Below are 20762 nucleotides of genomic sequence, written 5' to 3'. Positions count from 1 at the left end.
AGGTCCCGAGCACGGAACGTCCCGCACAAGCATCCAGGAGCCGGGCCCGAATTTCGGGCCCGCCTTTTTGATACTATCCTGCCGCAAAACCATCACGCATACTCGGGCACGCGGCACTATGGACAAGAAAATCGGTTGGACGGTGAGATTTCTAACGATTCCGGCGGCAACAGCTTGCTTGCTGTCGGCAGCCTGCACGACCACAGCGCCGTCCCACCCAGGTCCCAATACGGGTCGCCAACTGTCAACCTACGATATGTCGACGCAATATGCGACCGAGTACTCGCCGGACGGGTTCACATTGCTGGTCTACCACCGATACCAGCACTTCACGATGCTAAGCAGCACCGCGGCGGCCGAGTGCAAAGCGGCGGCTGGCAACGTGGCGACGAGCGTTGCCGATCGTTGGAACCGGAAGCTCGCGCCCGTGGACGACAGTCGCGTACAGCTGACCACCAGTCGGAATTGGCTCGGCAAGATCACCGCATGTTCCGCAAAAGTACCGGTTGTCTGGGAGCACTGAGCCGGACCGATACCGCCTTCAAGACCGCGGTTCCGACAGTAACGAGAGAATGCGCGGATCATGCTCGACCCGCTGTGCTTCAACGATCCGCGCCTTCATCACGTCCGGGTGAGCCGGATTGAAGAGATAGTTCGACGCGTAGGGCACCAGGACACTCGGTACCTTCAGGAGCAGACTGGATCGGACGGAGAGCCATTCGGTCCCGGCGTTTTTCGACCAACTCGCGTCTTCCTTCCAGTTTTGTGGCAGGTCCGGTATGTTCGCCACCGCCACTGCGTCATCAATCTCGACTTTCAAGAGTTGATAGTTCGTGGGAAGGTCCTCGATCCGAGACACTTCGTGGTGAACCAGCACCTCGAGGAACGCTAGTGCCGGATGCTCGGCCAGGTACACGACGGGCTGGCCTGGGAAATGCCAGCGCCCTCCCGCCCGCAAGCCGCCAACACCTTTGAGATCGGCATAGTTACTGATTCGCCAAAGGATCATCAGGCAAAGTACCCCTCGTCGATCTGCACCAATTGCTCCTCGACAAGATGGGCGCCCTGCTCGGTTCCGGCCAACGACAACGGCGCAACGCCGCCGAGCCGCTGCTGCCTGGACCGCAGCCAACGCAGACCGCGCTCCATGTCGCCAAAGGTGTTGGCAGCCTGAGCCAGGATCCGTGCAAGGCGAATGGCCTTGTCCGATTCTTCGACGGTAAGGGATTGGCCTTTTTCACGGCGATGACTGAGCGTCCGGCGGGGAATGATGAACGTGATCTCTTCCCACGACAGCCCGGCCTCCAGCAGACGCTCCAGGATATCGACCGGGAGCCGATCGTTGGCCAAGGTGGCAAGGTCCGCCCCCGTGCGCACTTTTGTGCTCAGAAAAACACTTAATCGATCGAGATAACGCTCGTAAGGCGCTTGCGCGCCCGTAGGGCGGAAGGCGATGGTCTGCATGGCGGGCTCCGGCATTTGCCTCCATGATAGTGGCAAATTGCCAAGGGGACAATCGCCTGGCAAGGGTGGACCGCGATATCTACGGGCGACGCAATTCCGGGACCGCTTAGCGTTTCGCCCGCGCAAAAGCAAAACCCCCAAGCTTTTAGGGCTTGGGGGTTCTGGGTATAAGAGCCTGGCGATGACCTACTTTCACACGGGTAGTCCGCACTATCATCGGCGCAAAGTCGTTTCACGGTCCTGTTCGGGATGGGAAGGGGTGGTTCCAACTCGCTATGGTCACCAGGCATGAGGGGTTGCCGCGCTGACATGCATCAGCGCAGCGAATCTGGGGTGTAGTAAGGGGGTTGTGTTGTATGCCTGTGGCACACGCGGACTCTGGTCCAACCAGGTCAAACACACTGGTTATAGGATCAAGCCTTACGGGCAATTAGTACTGGTTAGCTTAACGCATTACTGCGCTTCCACACCCAGCCTATCAACGTCCTGGTCTCGAACGACCCTTCAAGGAGGTCAAGCCTCCAGGGAATCCTCATCTTCAGGCGAGTTTCCCGCTTAGATGCTTTCAGCGGTTATCTCTTCCGTACATAGCTACCCTGCGATGCCTCTGGCGAGACAACAGGTACACCAGCGGTACGTCCACTCCGGTCCTCTCGTACTAGGAGCAGCCCCCGTCAAGATTCCAACGCCCACGGCAGATAGGGACCAAACTGTCTCACGACGTTTTAAACCCAGCTCACGTACCTCTTTAAATGGCGAACAGCCATACCCTTGGGACCGGCTACAGCCCCAGGATGAGATGAGCCGACATCGAGGTGCCAAACACCGCCGTCGATATGAACTCTTGGGCGGTATCAGCCTGTTATCCCCAGAGTACCTTTTATCCGTTGAGCGATGGCCCTTCCATTCAGAACCACCGGATCACTATGTCCTGCTTTCGCACCTGCTCGACTTGTCGGTCTCGCAGTTAAGCACGCTTTTGCCATTGCACTTTAGGTACGATGTCCGACCGTACCAAGCGTACCTTCGAACTCCTCCGTTACACTTTGGGAGGAGACCGCCCCAGTCAAACTGCCTACCATGCACTGTCCCCGACCCGGATTCACGGGCCAAGGTTAGAACCTCAAACAAACCAGGGTGGTATTTCAAGGACGGCTCCACGTGAACTGGCGTCCACGCTTCAAAGCCTCCCACCTATCCTACACAGATCGGCTCAAAGTCCAATGCAAAGCTACAGTAAAGGTTCATGGGGTCTTTCCGTCTAGCCGCGGGGAGATTGCATCATCACAAACACTTCAACTTCGCTGAGTCTCGGGAGGAGACAGTGTGGCCATCGTTACGCCATTCGTGCAGGTCGGAACTTACCCGACAAGGAATTTCGCTACCTTAGGACCGTTATAGTTACGGCCGCCGTTTACCGGGACTTCAATCAAGAGCTTGCACCCCATCATTTAATCTTCCGGCACCGGGCAGGCGTCACACCCTATACGTCCACTTTCGTGTTTGCAGAGTGCTGTGTTTTTATTAAACAGTCGCAGCCACCATTTTATTGCAACCCCTTCACCCTTCTGGCGCAGGCCAGTCAAGCTACCAGGGCGTACCTTATCCCGAAGTTACGGTACCAATTTGCCGAGTTCCTTCTCCCGAGTTCTCTCAAGCGCCTTAGAATACTCATCTCGCCCACCTGTGTCGGTTTGCGGTACGGTCTCGTATGACTGAAGCTTAGAGGCTTTTCTTGGAACCACTTCCGATTGCTTCGCAGCACTAGGCCGCTCGCCCCACATCCTTGAATTCCGCGCCCGGATTTGCCTAAGCGCCTTCTCCAATGCAGGGACCGGGACTTCCAACACCCGGACAACCTTCCGCGATCCGTCCCCCCATCGCATCATACGACGGTGCAGGAATATTAACCTGCTTCCCATCAGCTACGCATCTCTGCCTCGCCTTAGGGGCCGACTCACCCTACGCCGATGAACGTTGCGTAGGAAACCTTGGGCTTACGGCGAGGGGGCCTTTCACCCCCTTTATCGCTACTCATGTCAGCATTCGCACTTCTGATACCTCCAGCATCCTTTACAAGACACCTTCACAGGCTTACAGAACGCTCTCCTACCACGCACATTGCTGTGCGTCCGCAGCTTCGGTATATAGCTTAGCCCCGTTACATCTTCCGCGCAGGACGACTCGATCAGTGAGCTATTACGCTTTCTTTAAAGGGTGGCTGCTTCTAAGCCAACCTCCTGACTGTTTTAGCCTTCCCACTTCGTTTCCCACTTAGCTATATTTGGGGACCTTAGCTGGCGGTCTGGGTTGTTTCCCTCTTGACACCGGACGTTAGCACCCGATGTCTGTCTCCCGTGATTGCACTCTTCGGTATTCGGAGTTTGCTATGGCGGGGTAATCAGCAATAGACCCCCCAACCATGACAGTGCTCTACCCCCGAAGGTGAGACACGAGGCACTACCTAAATAGTTTTCGGAGAGAACCAGCTATTTCCAGATTTGTTTAGCCTTTCACCCCTATCCACAGCTCATCCCCTAACTTTTCAACGTTAGTGGGTTCGGTCCTCCAGTACGTGTTACCGCACCTTCAACCTGGCCATGGATAGATCATCTGGTTTCGGGTCTACACCCAGCGACTCAACGCCCTGTTCGGACTCGCTTTCGCTACGCCTTCCCTAATCGGTTAAGCTTGCCACTGAATGTAAGTCGCTGACCCATTATACAAAAGGTACGCCGTCACCCGTTGCCAGGCTCCGACTGTTTGTATGCATGCGGTTTCAGGATCTATTTCACTCCCCTCCCGGGGTTCTTTTCGCCTTTCCCTCACGGTACTGGTTCACTATCGGTCGATCACGAGTATTTAGCCTTGGAGGATGGTCCCCCCATCTTCAGACAGGATTTCACGTGTCCCGCCCTACTTGTCGCACACCTAGTTCCACAAATCTGTTTTCGCATACAGGGCTATCACCTGCTATGGCCGGGCTTTCCATCCCGTTTTGCTAACAGTTCTGCTAAAGAGTGCAAGGCTCTTCCCATTTCGTTCGCCACTACTCTGGGAATCTCGGTTGATTTCTGTTCCTGCAGCTACTTAGATGTTTCAGTTCGCCGCGTTCGCTTCCCTTGCCTATGTATTCAGCAAGGGATGACCCATTCGGGCCGGGTTTCCCCATTCGGACATCTCCGGATCAAAGCTTGTTTGCCAGCTCCCCGAAGCTTTTCGCAGGCTACCGCGTCCTTCATCGCCTGTGATCGCCAAGGCATCCACCACATGCACTTGTTCGCTTGACCCTATAACGAGTGTGTCTAACGTCTCCGCTATCCACGCTGGCTACAGGTCTGAGTTCTCGCGTTTGTGCCGTATTCCAAGTCATCTTTCGATCACTTAAATACATTTTGGTTGATACAATCACAACCCGGTATCGCGTTTGTACTGCAGCGTCTCATCAACGCTTCGCGACACCTTTACTACATCCCATATTGTTAAAGAACAGCCGACTTATCGTCGCTTGGCAATGCCAAATGAAAGCACTCGGCACTGAATGCTTTCATTTGACTACCAACCAGGTCGTCTCGTTACCCCGATCCTCGATCAAGGTAAGTGGTGGAGGATGACGGGATCGAACCGACGACCCCCTGCTTGCAAAGCAGGTGCTCTCCCAGCTGAGCTAATCCCCCGCGTAGATAACTTGGTGGGTCTGGTAGGACTTGAACCTACGACCCCCGCCTTATCAAGACGGTGCTCTAACCACCTGAGCTACAGACCCTTGGCTGTAACAGCAAACAAACCGATAAGTGTGAACGCTTGACTTGTGAACACAAGCCTCTGGAAAGGAGGTGATCCAGCCGCACCTTCCGATACGGCTACCTTGTTACGACTTCACCCCAGTCATGAACCCTGCCGTGGTAATCGCCCTCCTTGCGGTTAGGCTAACTACTTCTGGCAAAACCCACTCCCATGGTGTGACGGGCGGTGTGTACAAGACCCGGGAACGTATTCACCGCGGCATGCTGATCCGCGATTACTAGCGATTCCAGCTTCACGTAGTCGAGTTGCAGACTACGATCCGGACTACGATGCGTTTTCTGGGATTAGCTCCCCCTCGCGGGTTGGCAACCCTCTGTACGCACCATTGTATGACGTGTGAAGCCCTACCCATAAGGGCCATGAGGACTTGACGTCATCCCCACCTTCCTCCGGTTTGTCACCGGCAGTCTCTCTAGAGTGCCCTTGCGTAGCAACTAAAGATAAGGGTTGCGCTCGTTGCGGGACTTAACCCAACATCTCACGACACGAGCTGACGACAGCCATGCAGCACCTGTGTCCACTTTCCCTTTCGGGCACCTGATGCATCTCTGCTTCGTTAGTGGCATGTCAAGGGTAGGTAAGGTTTTTCGCGTTGCATCGAATTAATCCACATCATCCACCGCTTGTGCGGGTCCCCGTCAATTCCTTTGAGTTTTAATCTTGCGACCGTACTCCCCAGGCGGTCAACTTCACGCGTTAGCTACGTTACTGAAGAAATGAATCCCCAACAACTAGTTGACATCGTTTAGGGCGTGGACTACCAGGGTATCTAATCCTGTTTGCTCCCCACGCTTTCGTGCATGAGCGTCAGTGACGTCCCAGGGGGCTGCCTTCGCCATCGGTATTCCTCCACATCTCTACGCATTTCACTGCTACACGTGGAATTCTACCCCCCTCTGACATACTCTAGCCTTGCAGTCACAAGCGCAATTCCCAAGTTGAGCTCGGGGATTTCACGCCTGTCTTACAAAACCGCCTGCGCACGCTTTACGCCCAGTAATTCCGATTAACGCTCGCACCCTACGTATTACCGCGGCTGCTGGCACGTAGTTAGCCGGTGCTTATTCTTCCGGTACCGTCATCCGCCCCAGGTATTAACCAGAGCGTTTTCTTTCCGGACAAAAGTGCTTTACAACCCGAAGGCCTTCTTCACACACGCGGCATTGCTGGATCAGGGTTGCCCCCATTGTCCAAAATTCCCCACTGCTGCCTCCCGTAGGAGTCTGGGCCGTGTCTCAGTCCCAGTGTGGCTGATCGTCCTCTCAGACCAGCTACTGATCGTCGCCTTGGTGGGCCTTTACCCCACCAACTAGCTAATCAGACATCGGCCGCTCCTGCTGCGCGAGGCCTTGCGGTCCCCCGCTTTCACCCTCAGGTCGTATGCGGTATTAGCTAATCTTTCGACTAGTTATCCCCCACAACAGGGTACGTTCCGATGTATTACTCACCCGTTCGCCACTCGCCGCCAGACCGAAGTCCGCGCTGCCGTTCGACTTGCATGTGTAAGGCATGCCGCCAGCGTTCAATCTGAGCCAGGATCAAACTCTTCAGTTCAATCTCTGTGTGGTGCCGAAGCACCTCGCTCTTTCGAGCGGTCGCTCACTCTCAGAAAACTGACTGGTTCACGTCTCGCGACGCAAACCAACATGTTTTACTGTGCGAGCACTGATAACTTTTGAAGCATCACGAAGCCGAAGCTCCGTGGCGTTCGCCATCAAGCGCCCACACTTATCGGTTGTTTGTTTGTTAAAGAACCCGAGCGACCGGCTTTGCCGTTCGCTGTCGCCGCGTCTTTCGTCGCAGCGGAGAAACGAGATTATTAAGGGTTTCCCCTAATTCGTCAAGCGTTTCGGAGAATTTCTTTTTTGCTGCCGCCGGTTGTTACTTGGCAGAAAACCTGCAGATATTCTCCCCCGCCGCCATCAGGCTTTCACCTGCACCAGCAGCGGGGAGCGAATATTAATGCCTCCACGCCGCGCTTGCAAGCAATTTTGAAAAGATGCGCATGGGACACTCGGCGGACGAGAAACTGTGCCTGACAGTCCACCTGCAGTCGAACGTCAGCCGGCGAAGAGGGATTGCGCAAGTCGAGCCGCACATGGTGTTTGCGACCCATCTCGCCAATAATGGGGGAACACCGACGGCCACACGGGGGCGCCCATGCTATATGGTCCCGACGCTATTCGTACGATCGCCCTGTTGGGGCACGCGGGAGGCGGCAAAACCTCGCTAATCGAATCGCTGCTTCACAAGGGCGGCGCGCTGCACAACCCCGGCAGCATCGAGCGCGGCACGACCGTCTGCGACTTCGATCCGCTCGAACACAAATACCGGCATTCGCTTACCAGCGCGATCGCCCACCTCGATTATCGCGACACCCGCATCTATCTTGTCGACACGCCCGGTTATCCCGATTTCTCTGGCTTGTCGATGAGTGGCATGGCGGCGGTCGAGACTGCCGCCATCGTCGTCAACGCGCAGACCGGCATCGATATGACGACGCGTCGCATGATGGCGTGGGCCCAGTCGCGCAACCTTTGCCGGATGATCATTGTCAACGGCATCGATAAGGAAAAAGTCGATCTTCCCGCGCTAGTGATCGACATTCAGGAAGCGTTCGGCAAGGAATGCCTGCCCATCAATCTCCCGGCCGGGCGAGCCACCCAGGTCGTCGATTGCTTCTTCAACCCGGCGGGCGACGCCGATTTCCTGTCAGTGGCATCGGCTCATGAGGCACTCGTCGATCAGGTCGTCGAGATGGACCCGGAACTGATGGAACTGTATCTGGAGCAAGGCCAGCAGATCGCTCCGGAGCAGTTGCACGCGCCATTCGAGCGGGCACTCCGCGAGGGCCACCTGGTACCGATCTGCTTCACCTCGGCCACCAACGGTATCGGCATCGCCGAATTGCTGGAGGTGTTTTTGCGGTTGCTGCCCAATCCGACCGAAGGGAACCCCCCGCTGTTTTTCCGTGAGGAGGGAGAGCACAAGGTAACGGTCCAGGCCGAGCCCGTGCCCCACAAGCACGTGCTGGCGCATGTCTTCAAGATCACGATAGACCCGTACCTCGGAAAAATGGCGGTGTTTCGCATCCACCAGGGCACGGTCACGCGCGACAGTCAGCTTTATATCGGGGATGGGCGGCAGCCGTTCAAGGTGGCACATCTGTTGATGCTGCAGGGCAAGGAGCGCGTGGAAGTGCCACACGCGGGGCCCGGTGACATCTGCGCCGTGGCGAAGATCGACGAGATCGCTTTCGATGCCGTGCTGCATGATGCCACCGAGGACGGCAACATCCATCTGCTTCCGCTTGATTTTCCGACGCCGATCTATGGCTTGGCGATTGAGCCTGCGCGGCGGGGCAACGAGCAGCGCCTGTCGGAACTGTTGCAGAAGCTCACGGCGGCCGACCCGTGCCTGCGCATCGAGCATCCAGCCGGCACCAATGAAACGGTCATGCTTGGCTTGGGCGAATTCCAGCTGCGCTGTGCGCTGGAGCGCCTGACCGATCATTACAAGCTCGATGTCGTGACGCGACCGCCGAAGATCGCCTATCGCGAAACCATCGACGGCAAGGCTGAGGGCCATCATCGCCACAAGAAACAAACCGGTGGCGCCGGGCAGTTCGGCGAGGTGTTTCTGCGCGTCGAGCCGCTGGCGCGAGGCAAGGGGTTCGAATTCGTCGATGCGGTCAAGGGCGGCGCCATTCCGGGCCAGTTCATTCCCGCGGTCGAAAAAGGCATTCGCCAGGTTCTCGACAGCGGCCCGCTCGCAGGCTTTCCCATGCAGGACGTACGCGTCACCGTGTTCGACGGCAAAAGCCATTCCGTCGACTCGAAGGAAGTGGCCTTTGCGGTGGCGGGACGCAAGGCCTTCATCGACGCCGTGCTCAAGGCAAGGCCCAGCGTACTCGAACCGATCGTGGATATCGAAGTGACCACACCAGAAGCGGCAATGGGCGACATCATCAGTGACCTGTCGACCAAACGCGGACAGGTTCGCGGCACGCGAAGCGCGGCTGGCAACAACGTCACCGTTATGGGACAGGTGCCGCTATCCGAACTGAACGAATACCAGTCGCGTGTGAACAGCATTACGGGCGGTCACGGCCACTACGCGATGCAATTCAGCCACTACGAGCCCGTGCCGCCCGCCCAGCAGGAACAGATGGAAGCCCAGCATCAGTCACGGGAGGACAACAGCCCGTGATTGAACACATTTCAGGCCAAACAGGCGGGCACCTCGGCCGCCGGCCCTTCCCCCCGCTGCGCGTTCGGGGGGGGCCGGTGCCGCGCCGCCGGTATAATTCCGGCCGCATCTATTTATCCGAATTCCTGTTGTCTGAAGTGATGTCTCGAACCTTCGCGCCTGTGCCACCCGCAGCGCGAAATGAACGCGTGAGCAGCGGCGTCATCACCTACCCCCCACCAGCCCGCGCCAAAAGACGGCGAACGTTCGGCTCAGGATTCGCTTCACAAGGATCCTTGCAATGCTGAAGGCAATGCTGGCCGCCATGCTGGTGGCCTGTGGTCTCACCACCACGCCCGTACACGCCCAATCCGCCCAGGCCCAATGGCCCACCAAGCCCATCCGCCTGGTGATTCCGTTCCCGCCGGGCGGCGGTACCGATATCCTCGCCCGCCTGGTGGCCAACCAGGTGTCGCAGGATACGAAATGGACCTTTGTCCCCGATAACAAGCCGGGGGCTGGCGGCACGCTGGGCATCGCCGAAATCGTCCGTGCCGCGCCGACCGGCTACGAACTCGTCATGGGTCAGAAGGACAACCTGGTGGTCGCGCCGTGGCTCTACAAGTCGGTGTCCTATGTGCCGGGTCGCGACCTGATTGCGATCAGCCACGTCGCCTACACGCCCATCGCCATCGTCACGTCGGCCAACTCGCGCTTCAAGACCCTGGCCGACGTGGTAGCGGCAGCGAAGGCGCATCCGGAATCCATCAAGTATGGATCGCCCGGCAACGGGACAACCATCCATCTGGCTGCCGAGATCTTCAGCCAGGCGGCCGGCATCAAGTTGCTGCATGTTCCCTACAAGGGGTCCAACGCGGCAATGATGGACGCCATGGCAGGCAATGTCGACCTGATGGTGGCCTCCGTGCCCTCCGCGCTGGCCCAGGTCAAGGCTGGAAAGCTGCGCGCGTTGGCGGTAACGTCGGCCACCCGCAGCACATCGCTGCCCAATGTTCCGACTGTTGCGGAAAGCGGCTACAAGAACGTGGACGTCAGCACCTGGTACGGCATCTTTGCCCCGGCCAAAACGCCGGCCGATGTCGTCGAGCGCATTGGGACGGAGGTCAACAAGGTGCTCGCCAAGCCCGACGTCATCCGTGCCATCCACGAGCAAGGCGCCGAGCCCAAGCTAATGACCGCCCAGCAGTTCTCCGATCTCGTGACGTCAGAATACAAGGCGTGGAAACCCATCGTGGAGCGGTCGGGCGCCAAGCTCGAGTAAGCGCGCGCGGCTTGTCGCATCGGGAGGGCGGCTTGCAGTCGGACGCAGGAGCAAACGGGTTGGACTGGTTGCTGAACCAGTCCAAGCCGCATTCCAGCGGTCAACGCGTGAGAGCGGCGCGACTCGCACGCCTGCGAAGGCGGTCGCCTCAGCTAGCTTGCATGCTCTTCGACAGCGATGGATTGCACGTTGCCCACCGACACGCCCGCTGACCCACCGGCGGCACTGCGGTAGCTCCGCGGTTCCAACGCCCGCGTGGGAACATGGGTACGCGCCCCGGCCCCTTCGAATTCGACAATGACGGCGGTGGGGCTGGCAATGCGTGTGATGGTCACCGGTGCCCCCCGAAACGTCCACGTCGTCTCGATCTGAAAGGGGCTATTTCGGTATGCCTTGCGGCGCTGCTTGCTGTTCATATCGGAAACCGCTTGGTCAATTGCCACCGCCCGGTGACGTTGCTCGGCATTTGGCAGTGGAACGCTCGGACTTCCTTGGCCGCAGCCGAGGCCGTGAGCATTAACTCGGTCATATATTTCCCAATCAAAGGCGGACGACACCGGTCGCGCCCGCCGCAATCCAGGCGGCGCGGGTGGCTGGGGTAACGGTGACGTTGCCTGAGAGTTCGTCCGGCTCGGAAGGTTCCTGGCGGACTAGCCGCCGACGGAAGGTTCACGAGACCGCCTCCGCCGCTCCCGCCTCCGAGATGGCTTGCGCCAGCTCTTCGGTGACACGGATTTCCGCCCCAATGGGGGTCATCTGCGCCGTCGCCGCGAATGGTGCCGCCGATGTCGGTGAAGGATGGCGATTGCGTCGCCAGAGGAAGAAGGAGGCCAGGCCCGCGTGCAAGACGAGAAACGCCCAGAAGAGCCCGCTGGCGCCTAGCGAATTCATGAGCGGCGAGATAATCAGAGGACTGATGGCGGCGCCTACCGAGTTGATCAGGAGCATGCCCTGGATGACGCGTACGAGTTCGCTCGCCTCTGCACGATCGGCCGAGTGACTCACCGCCACCGGATAGATCGCGAAAATTCCGCCGCCGATGAGGAACATCAGCACCATGAGCAGCGGTGGATAACTCGGCAGGATCAGGACGGCCAGCGAGACGGCCGCGCATCCCGCACTGAGCGCAAGCAGTACGGTCTGCCTGTCCTGCCTGTCGGACCACCGGCCTACCGGGTACTGCAGTGCCATGGCGCCGCAAATGGCACTGGCCATCAGTTGACCGACCTGGGCAACGCTCATGCCCTCTCGTTGCAGATAAATTGGCAATAACGTGTAGACCGCCGCAATGCCCACGCCAGATCCAAAGCTGCCGATCGCGCCGGCGGGCGTCATGCGAACGAGATCCTGCGGCATCAGGGGTTCGGCATGCGCCACGTCTGGCGCAGTCTTCGGTAGCACGGCCATGGGCAGCACCGCCATCGAGCCCAGTACGCCGGCCACCATGAACGGCACGCTCTCCGCCACCGATCCAAGGGCGCCCAGACTCATCTGCGCGAGCATGATCGATCCGTAGAGGGCGATCATGTAGATCGCCAGCAGCCGCCCCCTGGACTTCGTATCCCCCACTAGCAACAGCCAGCTCTCCACGACGAGGTAGATGCCCACCATGGCCCAGCCGTTCACCAGCCGCAGAACGAGCCAAAACCAGGGGTCGACAATCAAGCCCTGTAGCAAATACGTAATCGCGACCAGAGAGGCGAAGCTGCTGTACGAGCGAATGTGGCCGATCCGCGAAATCAGGCGGTCACTGGTCACCGCGCCCAGCGTCAGCCCAACGAAATACGCCGACGAAATGGCGCCGATCATCGTTGCGGAAACACTGGCGGCATCGAGCCGGAGAGACGTCAGGGAAGCCATGAAGCCGCTTCCCAAGCTAACAATGAACAACCCTAAAAGTGGCCCAACCGCCACCGTCCAACCGCTGCGCGACACAACTTCCTCACAAAGCAACAAAATGCACCGCGGAGAATACCTGAATGTCGGACAGGGCCTGCCTTTTGAGTGGCATCCGCTTGATTTCTGACCCCCCGGTTGTCCGCATTGACGGTCGGCTATCCCCGCGATGCGCTTCTCGTCATCCCAACATTCCGCAGCGAACGGCCGATTCGGCGACCCCGCCCGGGTCGCTTCAGTCGCCGCCACAATTGCCGATATTGTGGGCAACGCGATTCCGCATCTGACCCAGGCGCAGCGCGTACGACAAATAAAACGTGATGCATTGGGCGCATCAATCGTCAAATCCCGAAGGCAAGTACAGGCCCCAGGAGCGTGCTGCTTGTGGGGTTCGCTGACCTCGACTAGCCTGCTATCGATGCCGATTCCTCGCTGCGCAGCGATATTCTTTTGATGCCAGAACGCTCGACCATTCGATATGGCAAGGCGCTGCAGCACTTGCGCCAAGTTCTTTCCCCATTGAACTTGGGGGCGGCAGCATGGCTGGTCGCAACATGGTCGTTCGCAACGTTTCAGCTCGTGACCGAGCGGGACCGGCTGCTCCATGACGCCGCGCAGCGCACCCAGGCGGAGGCCCGCGCGTTCGGTGCGTACTCCAAATCCAGCATCCTGCGGCTGTCTGAATTTCTTCTCGACCTGCGCGCCAGCTGGCTGGTCGGCCAGTCGGGATTCAACGAGCTGGTACGCGAGCGCGAGAACCTGGTGGTAGACCTGTCGTTCCAGGTGGCGGTGATCGACAAGCATGGGTTGCTCGTCTACTCGTCCATCGGTTCGCCCCAGGCCGGCGAGAAGGTCGATCTGAGCAAGCGCGAGCATTTTCAGGTCCATCAGAACGCCGGCGGTCGCGACATGCTGTTCATCAGCGATCCCGTAAAGGGCAAGGTCTCGGGTAAATGGTCAATCCAGTTCACCCGCCCTATCCTCCGCGCAGGCAACTTCGATGGCGTCATCGTGGTCTCGGTCAGCCCGGAGCAGTTCGCCAGCTTTGCGCAGACCTTTACGTCTGTCGATGGCGAAGTGGCATCGGTCATCAAGAATTCCGGCCAGCTCCTGGCGCGCGTGCCATCGCTGGAAGGCTCGCTGGCAAGGGCCGTCGCCAACAGACCCTACCTCGCCGGCAACGCGCCGCTGGCTGGCAGCTTTCGAGCGGTGTCGGGCTCCGAAGGCGTCGAGCGGATCTTCGGCTACTCCCGAATGCCGGAGTTTGGGCTGAACTTCGTGGTGGGCGAATCGGTTGATCTGGTGCTGGTGCCCTACCAGCGTTATCGCCGCGTTGCCTTGGCGAGTGCCATCGCTTCCACGCTGCTGCTGGGCTTGCTGTACTACAGCCTGCGCCGCTCCATGGCGGAGCGACGGCGTCATATCGAAGAAATGCGGCTGGCCTCGCTGGTGTATTCGTCCAGCAGCGAGGCGATGGTGGTGACGTCTCTCGACGGCACCATCATCGATGTGAATCCGGCTTTTTCCGCCGCCACCGGCTATACCATCGCGGAGATCAAGGGCCGCTCCGGCTATAGCATCGGTGGGACAGACCATACGGCCGGGCTGGTAGCCGAACGCTTGCGGCTCAGCGTGGAAGCCACGGGCAAATGGAGCGGAGAAGTCTCCATCCGTCGCAAGGACGGCAGCGAGTTTCCCGCCTACCTCACGGTGGATACCTACCTTGCCCACGCGCATGGCGAGCGCCGGCGCGTCGCGCTGATCCATGACATGACAGAGAAGCGGCAGGCGGAGGAAGTCATCCGGCACCAGGCGAATTTCGACGCGCTCACGGATCTGCCCAACCGCCGGCTTTTCTTCGACCGGCTGGGACAGGAGATCGAGCACGCAGGCGGCACACAGGATGAGCTGGCGCTGTTATTCATCGATCTGGATCGATTCAAGGAGGTCAACGATACCCTAGGCCACGATCAGGGCGACCTATTGCTGCTGGAGGTCGTGCGTCGCATCGCGGCATCGGTGCGCGCTTCGGATACCGTGGCACGGCTGGCCGGCGACGAATTCACGGTGATCCTTCCTGCGGTGGGCGATACCGGCGTCGCCGCGGGCATTGCCGAGGCGATCCTGGAGCGGATTGCCGCCCCTTACACGCTGGCAGGGGAACTGGTGGCGGTATCGGCCAGCATCGGCGTGGCCATTTACCCCAAGGACGCGGACAACGCCGAGGCGCTGCTGGTGTGCGCCGACCAGGCGATGTTTGCCGCCAAGAAGGAGGGCCGCAATCGCTCGAAGGTCTTTACCAAGGCGCTGCTACAAGCGGAGAGAGAGCGCTTGCGCATCACGCAGGACTTGCGCACGGCGCTGGCGGCCGGGCAATTTGCGCTGCACTACCAGCCCATTGTCGATCTGCGCACGGGCAAGGTTTGCAAGGCCGAGGCCCTGATTCGCTGGAACCATCCGGTACGCGGACCGATCCATCCGGCCGATTTCATTGCCGTTGCGGAGGAGTCCGGCCTCATCATCGACATTGGTCGCTGGGTTCTCGCGGAAGCGCTGGAGCAGCTTGTACGCTGGCAGGCGCTAATGGGCAAGGGTTTCCAGATTTCGGTGAACAAATCCCCCATGGAGTTTTGCGCGCCCGCGAGCGGGCCGGAATCCTGGTCCGGCATGATCGAACGCATGAACGTGCCGGTTGGCAGCCTGGTCATCGAGATCACCGAAGGCTCGGTGATGGAACAGAGCGCCGGCGTCATAGACCAGCTGTTCCGCTTCCAGGCGGCGGGCATCGAAATCGCGCTCGATGACTTCGGGACTGGTTACTCCTCCTTGTCGTACCTGCGGCGCCTGGACATTGACTACATCAAGATCGACCGGTCCTTTATCCGCTCGCTGACGCGGGGCCCCGACGACGTCGCCCTGTGCCGCGCCATCATCAGCATGGCGCATGCCCTGCGCATCAGTGTCATTGCAGAGGGTGTCGAGACCGAGTTGCAGCGCGACATCCTGCTGGCTGCCGGCTGTGACTACGGGCAAGGCTACTATTTTTGTCCGCCGGTGGACCCCAGCGCGTTCGAAGCCTTCGTAAGCGCCGTAACTTGAGGCGGCCACCGCGTCTAACGCCGGCCGGCCGCGAAATTCCAGAGCGAAGGCGAGCCTGACCTGCACGGGATGGCGCTTGACCCCACATCGTTTGGGCGTGGTAGTCTGCCGCGGCATTCAGGTGCAGGACCCCCAGGGGTAGGCGGGGCGGACGACAACTGCCGCATGCCCTGGCGGGAGTGGTAAAGGTTCAATGGAAGCCTGGGTGGCAGTCGCCCCGGATAGAGAGGTGAAGAATGATTGATGGTCTGATCGGCGGCAGGATCTACGGAAAGTCCGCGGAGCGCCAAGGGCATGGCGGCAAGGCCTATGTCACAACGAAGGTGCTCGCCCCCGCTGGCGACGGCGAATCGCTGTTCGTCAACGTCATCGCGTTTAGCGACAATGCGCGGGCGGCACTGCTGGCGCTGGATGACGGCGATTCGGTTGCCCTGTCTGGCACACTGACACCGAAGGTATGGACCGACAAGAACGGCGATACGCGCCCCGCCCTCGACATGGTGGCCCATGCAGTGCTGACGCCCTATCACATCAACCGAAAGCGGCAAGCTGTCCAGCCGGCGTCAACACCGAATGACGCGGAGGGCCTGGAGGACGGGCCTGTATAGCGCAGGATTCAGGGCACGCGCTTGCCGCGCCTTTCCGCTGTAGGGCGTTCATCGCACCACACATTTCCAGCGCCCAGTAAGGCACAGCACTGGTCTCGTGTCCTTCGTGTCTGGTGCCATCCCCATTCCTTTGCGTGGGAAGTGCTCTGATCGATCCGGACGCATCCGCGGCCGTTCAGCCGTATCGCGCCGACTGGCTTCCACGGCTGCGCCGTCCCCTCCGAAGATTGCCCGGTTTCTCGGATTGGTGAGAGGCAAATCTGGACACGGCGCTTGCGTAGGCGCACCATTTCAGATGGTCACGTCACAGGGAGCCACCGCCCATGAACGCCGAGCACCCATCGACCTTCGATGTCCTTTGCCTCGTGGCATCGGCCGGCGGCCTTCCCGCAATTTCTACCGTCGTCGGCGACCTCGCACCCGACTTTCCGGTTGCCGTTGTGGTGGGGCAGCATCTGGGAAGTGCAAGCGACCTCGCCCGAATCCTGTCAAGGCGCACGGCATTGCAGGTGGTCTGGGCGACCGACGGCATGCTGCTTCAGCCTGGGCGTATCCACGTCGCGCCGCCAAGAACGGCCCTCGAGGTGAATCCCGATCGGACCTGTGCGCTGCGCCGCACCAACGTCTCTCCACTCGATCACGCGCTAGACGCGCTCCTGCATTCGCTTGCGGAGAGTTTTGGCGAACGGGGCATGGCAGTGGTCTTGACCGGCATGGGCAACGACGGTGCCGCCGGCGCCGCGGCAGTGCGGGCCGCAGGTGGCGCCGTGATCGCACAGAGTGAAGACACCGCAGACCATCCTGACATGCCGCGCGCGGCCGTCCAGGCCGGGGCAGTGGATCTTGTGCTGCCGCTGTACGACATCGGCCCGACAATCGCCCGCATCGTGGCCGGCGGGCGGTTTCCGCACCCTCGCAATGAGCAGGAGGCGCGCGACGTTCTCTTTGCCGGACCCGGGCCTGCGCGCGCGGTCCTGCGGAGTATCAACTGGGACGAAAGCGTGATGGGGCGCGTGATGGCCTGGCCCACTGCGCTGAAGGCGGCCCTGTCCAGCATGCTCGGCAGCGGGTTCGCGACCTGCATTGCCTGGGGTCCATCATTTACCCAGTTCTACAACGACGCCTGGATCGGCGTGCTGGGCACCAAGCACCCGGACGCAGCCGGGGCGCCGTCGCACGTCACCTGGCAGGAACACTGGCCCGGCCTGGCAAGCGTCTATCGGGAGGTGTGCGAGACGTCTCACACGAGCTTTACCCAGGACAGGCAGCTCGAACTGGCGCGCAACGGCCATCCCGAGGAAGCCTACTTCACGTGGTCGTGTAGTCCTCTCACGGACGAAGCCGGGATCGTGCGCGGCGTGATGACCATCGCGGCCGAGACGACGGAGCGGGTGCTGCTGGAGCGCAGACTCGTTGCGTTGCGGGCATTGACCTCGGCAACGTCGGGCGCCGCGACCGTGACCGATGCCTGCCGGCTCGCCGAACAGGCACTCGCGGAACAGGCGAAGGACTTGCCGTTCGTGCTGATCTACCGCGTAGATGAAGCACGACAGCGATGCAGTCTTTGTGCTGCCGCGGGCGTTCTCGCCGGATCTCCTGCTGCGCCATACTCGGTCGAGCTGCATTCGGCGTCCACAGTCTGGCCACTCGGGCACGTGGCCAGACATTGCGAAGCCCTCAGCGTGATCGATCTCGCTTCCCGCCTGCGCGCCTTCCATGCTGGCCCGTGGCCCGAGCCGCCGACAAGCGCCCTTCTGCTTCCGGTACGTCTGGAAAACGACCCCGTAGGCGCCGTTCTGGTATTGGGTCTGAGTCCACGACTCGAATTCGATCGCCTATACCAGGAATTCACAGAGCAATTGGCGCAACAGCTGGGTGCCAGCTTGACCGATGCGCGACTGCGGGAGTCAGCACGGGATCGGCTGGAGCAGCTTGCCGAACTCGATCGGACCAAAACCGAGTTCTTCTCCAACGTGAGCCACGAGTTTCGAACGCCGCTGACGCTGATTCTTGCCCCGCTCGAAGACATGCAGTTGCGTTCGAACGTTGAAGCCGACCTGCAAGGCGAGCTCGAAGTCGCTGCGCGCAACGCAAAGCGGCTGTTGAACCTGGTGGACACGCTGCTCGATTTTTCGAAAATCGAAGCGGGGCGGCTACGCGCACAGTTCGAACTCCTCGATCTGGCGGCATTGACCCGTGATGTGGCCAGCCTGTTCCGCAGCGCGGCAGAACGTGTAGGGCTCTCGCTTCACGTCGATTGCCCGCCCTTGCCCGCGTTCGTTTCTGTCGATCGCCAGATGTGGGAGCAGATTGTTTCAAACCTGCTGTCCAACGCCTTGAAGCATACCTTCGAAGGCAGCATCACGGTGCGCCTGGCCGCCATCGATCAGCACGTGGAGCTCACCGTGTCAGACACCGGGGTCGGCATCCCCGAAGAAGAGCTGTCCAATATCTTCCTGAGATTTCATCGGGTGCGTGACGTACGCTCCAGAACCGACGAAGGCGCTGGCATCGGCCTGGCAATGGTCTACGAGTTGGTTCGCCTGCACCATGGCCGGGTACGGGCGCGCAGCGCCCCGGGGCAAGGCAGCACATTCACCCTCTGGATTCATCGGCACTATCGGCCGGAGTCGCCCCAAGCGTCTGGAACCCGATCGCTCGCGCGGAGTATCGCGAAACAGCTCGCCGCCGAGGCGGACCAGTGGACGCAAGGCGGTCCGACGATAACGCCGGCGCCGACAGATGTCGTCGAGGGCGTCCTGGGACCTGCGCGCCCCAGCCAGCCGGGACGCGCACCCGATTCCTGCGTCCTGGTGGTCGATGACAATGCCGACATGCGTGATTACCTGACCCGCATGCTCGGCATGCATTGGAAAGTGCTGGCGACGAACGACGGAGACGCCGCATTGGCGCTTGCACGACGTCATCGGCCGGATCTGGTGCTCACCGACGTCATGATGCCGGGTCTGGACGGTTTCGGGCTGCTGCGACTGCTGCGCGCGGACAACGAGCTCAAAGCCACGCCGGTGATCCTGGTCACGGCGCGCGCCCATGAAGAAGCAGCGATCGAAGGCCTGCTGGCCGGCGCCGACGACTATATTGCCAAGCCATTCGCATCCCGCGAGCTTGTCGCACGCGTCGGCGCCCAACTGGAGTTGGCACGCATCCGTCGTCATGGCGAGGAGCGCGTGCGAGAACTGCTGACGCTGATGCCGGTGGCAGTCTATGCGTGCGACCAGGACGGCCGCTTCGAGGTGGTCAACCGGAGGGCTATCGAGTTATGGGGTGCCGAGCCCCCGATCCAGGACCGCGATTGGGCGCTGCGCGGCGGACCTCATGTTCTGCATCCGGACGGGAGCATTGTCGAGCCAGAGGCCGCGCCGATGGCCAGAGTGCTGCAAAGCGGCAAAGTTGTGATGGATGAGGAGCTGGTTATCGTCCGACCAGATGGGAGCGGCCGACGCGACATCCTTGTCAACATCCGCCCACTGCACGACGCCGATGGGCGGCTGATGGGAGCCGTGAGCGCGTTTCTCGACGTCACTGACCGCAAGCGCGCCGAACGCGCACTTCAGACCATGAACGAAGAGCTGGAACGTCGCGTAGCCGAACGGACTGCTGCGCTCGCCGCCAGCGAGGCCGCCCTGGCCGCCGACCTGCGCGATACCCTGCTGCTGCATCGCGTGAGCAGCCGACCCGATGGCGAAAGCGAGATGCACTCGCTTTACCTGGACATCCTCGACACGGCCATCGCCTTGATGCAGGCAGACGCGGGTACGGTCCAGATACTGGACGAAAGCACAGGCGAACTCGTGATCCTCGCGCAGCGCAATCTGGAAACGGTGGCGCACCACTTCATGCGCGTGCCGGCCGGGTCCAGCACCCCCTGCGGCATAGCGTTGGCGCGGGGCAAGCGGGTCTTCCTTGATTTCGATAATCCTGATGGACCGGATATCCACGATTCCAACGGCATTCACCTGCGGGGCGGGTTGCTCTCCGCGCAATCCACGCCATTGGTCACTCGACGCGGACGTCCGATCGGCATGTTCTCCACGCACTGGCGACGTCACTATCGCCCCGGAGATCGCGAACTGCGATACCTTGACCTCCTTGCGCGACAAGCCGCCGACCTGATCGAGCGACAACAGGCAATGGAAGAGCTACGCGAGCGCGACACCGCTATCACGCGATTGCAAGGCGCGGCCGCAGAATAATGTGTTCACCTTCTCCGCGACGATTTGCTGGCAGATCACCGCTCCGTTGATCGACCCGCCCCCGAACCCTATCCGCTGAAGGGGCGATCGTCTCTGACGCGTCAGGTGCCGCCTTGCGTTTCCGCCAACCTATCGCCCTTTTCCGACAACATGCCTTCGGGCGCCTGTCGCACCACCTGCGCGCCGCGGCAGGCCGGTATGCTG

The 20762-nt window shown here is 60.4% G+C and carries 10 protein-coding genes, 2 tRNA genes and 3 rRNA genes; 6 read left to right on the top strand and 9 right to left on the bottom strand.

The features are described from left to right. Window positions 1-118 precede the first annotated feature (118 nt). The gene (locus AC24R4_RS27610) at window positions 119-523 is read left to right on the top strand and encodes a hypothetical protein (RefSeq protein WP_487524053.1); all 405 of its coding nucleotides are present in this window, start codon (window positions 119-121) and stop codon (window positions 521-523) included. 18 nt (window positions 524-541) lie between these two features. Here the strand turns inward: AC24R4_RS27610 and AC24R4_RS27605 are convergent, their stop codons facing one another. The 7 genes from AC24R4_RS27605 to AC24R4_RS27575 form a co-directional block, all read right to left on the bottom strand. Further along, window positions 542-1012: an RES family NAD+ phosphorylase gene (locus AC24R4_RS27605; protein WP_487524125.1), complete on the bottom strand. Its 471-nt coding sequence runs from the start codon at window positions 1010-1012 to the stop codon at window positions 542-544. After that, window positions 1009-1464: an antitoxin Xre/MbcA/ParS toxin-binding domain-containing protein gene (locus AC24R4_RS27600; protein ID WP_487524052.1), complete on the bottom strand. Its 456-nt coding sequence runs from the start codon at window positions 1462-1464 to the stop codon at window positions 1009-1011. The genes AC24R4_RS27605 and AC24R4_RS27600 overlap by 4 nt, the downstream gene beginning before the upstream one ends. A gap of 173 nt (window positions 1465-1637) precedes the next feature. Then, a 5S ribosomal RNA gene (gene rrf / locus AC24R4_RS27595) occupies window positions 1638-1751 on the bottom strand. A 122-nt stretch (window positions 1752-1873) separates the two neighbouring features. After that, window positions 1874-4754 (bottom strand): 23S ribosomal RNA (locus tag AC24R4_RS27590). 311 nt (window positions 4755-5065) lie between these two features. Further along, window positions 5066-5141, bottom strand: a tRNA-Ala gene (locus tag AC24R4_RS27585). 12 nt (window positions 5142-5153) lie between these two features. After that, window positions 5154-5230, bottom strand: a tRNA-Ile gene (locus tag AC24R4_RS27580). Between the two features lie 63 nt (window positions 5231-5293). Then, window positions 5294-6825 (bottom strand): 16S ribosomal RNA (locus AC24R4_RS27575). The 16S, 23S and 5S rRNA genes sit together here with 2 tRNA genes alongside, the layout of an rRNA operon. Window positions 6826-7431: 606 nt before the next feature. On the opposite strand from AC24R4_RS27575, the gene fusA reads away from it, so the two are divergent. Both fusA and AC24R4_RS27565 read left to right on the top strand, forming a co-directional pair. Beyond that, entirely contained in the window at window positions 7432-9480 is a 2049-nt protein-coding gene (fusA, locus tag AC24R4_RS27570) for an elongation factor G (RefSeq protein ID WP_487524051.1), read from the top strand. A 280-nt stretch (window positions 9481-9760) separates the two neighbouring features. Then, on the top strand, window positions 9761-10741 hold the full coding sequence (locus AC24R4_RS27565) for a Bug family tripartite tricarboxylate transporter substrate binding protein (RefSeq protein WP_487524050.1): 981 nt from the start codon (window positions 9761-9763) through the stop codon (window positions 10739-10741). A 152-nt stretch (window positions 10742-10893) separates the two neighbouring features. Here the strand turns inward: AC24R4_RS27565 and AC24R4_RS27560 are convergent, their stop codons facing one another. Next, window positions 10894-11157 (bottom strand): hypothetical protein, encoded by a 264-nt coding sequence (locus AC24R4_RS27560; RefSeq protein ID WP_487524049.1) that lies wholly within the window; start codon window positions 11155-11157, stop codon window positions 10894-10896. Window positions 11158-11410: 253 nt separating this feature from the next. After that, window positions 11411-12655, bottom strand: a complete 1245-nt coding sequence (locus tag AC24R4_RS27555; protein WP_487524124.1) for an MFS transporter — start codon at window positions 12653-12655, stop codon at window positions 11411-11413. 435 nt (window positions 12656-13090) lie between these two features. Between AC24R4_RS27555 and AC24R4_RS27550 the strand changes: the two genes are divergently transcribed. The 3 genes from AC24R4_RS27550 (at window position 13091) to AC24R4_RS27540 (ending at window position 20558) form a co-directional block, all read left to right on the top strand. Then, a complete protein-coding gene (locus AC24R4_RS27550) occupies window positions 13091-15736 on the top strand; it encodes a bifunctional diguanylate cyclase/phosphodiesterase (RefSeq protein WP_487524048.1) in 2646 nt (881 codons plus the stop codon). Between the two features lie 236 nt (window positions 15737-15972). Next, the gene (locus AC24R4_RS27545; RefSeq protein WP_487524047.1) at window positions 15973-16344 is read left to right on the top strand and encodes a single-stranded DNA-binding protein; all 372 of its coding nucleotides are present in this window, start codon (window positions 15973-15975) and stop codon (window positions 16342-16344) included. A 323-nt stretch (window positions 16345-16667) separates the two neighbouring features. After that, window positions 16668-20558 carry a chemotaxis protein CheB gene (locus AC24R4_RS27540; protein ID WP_487524046.1) on the top strand — a complete coding sequence of 1297 codons (3891 nt, stop codon included), beginning with the start codon at window positions 16668-16670 and terminating at the stop codon, window positions 20556-20558. Window positions 20559-20762 lie beyond the last annotated feature (204 nt).

The sequence above is a fragment of the Cupriavidus sp. CER-90 genome (assembly GCF_057652055.1).
This window is presented reverse-complemented; position numbering and strand designations above follow the sequence as displayed.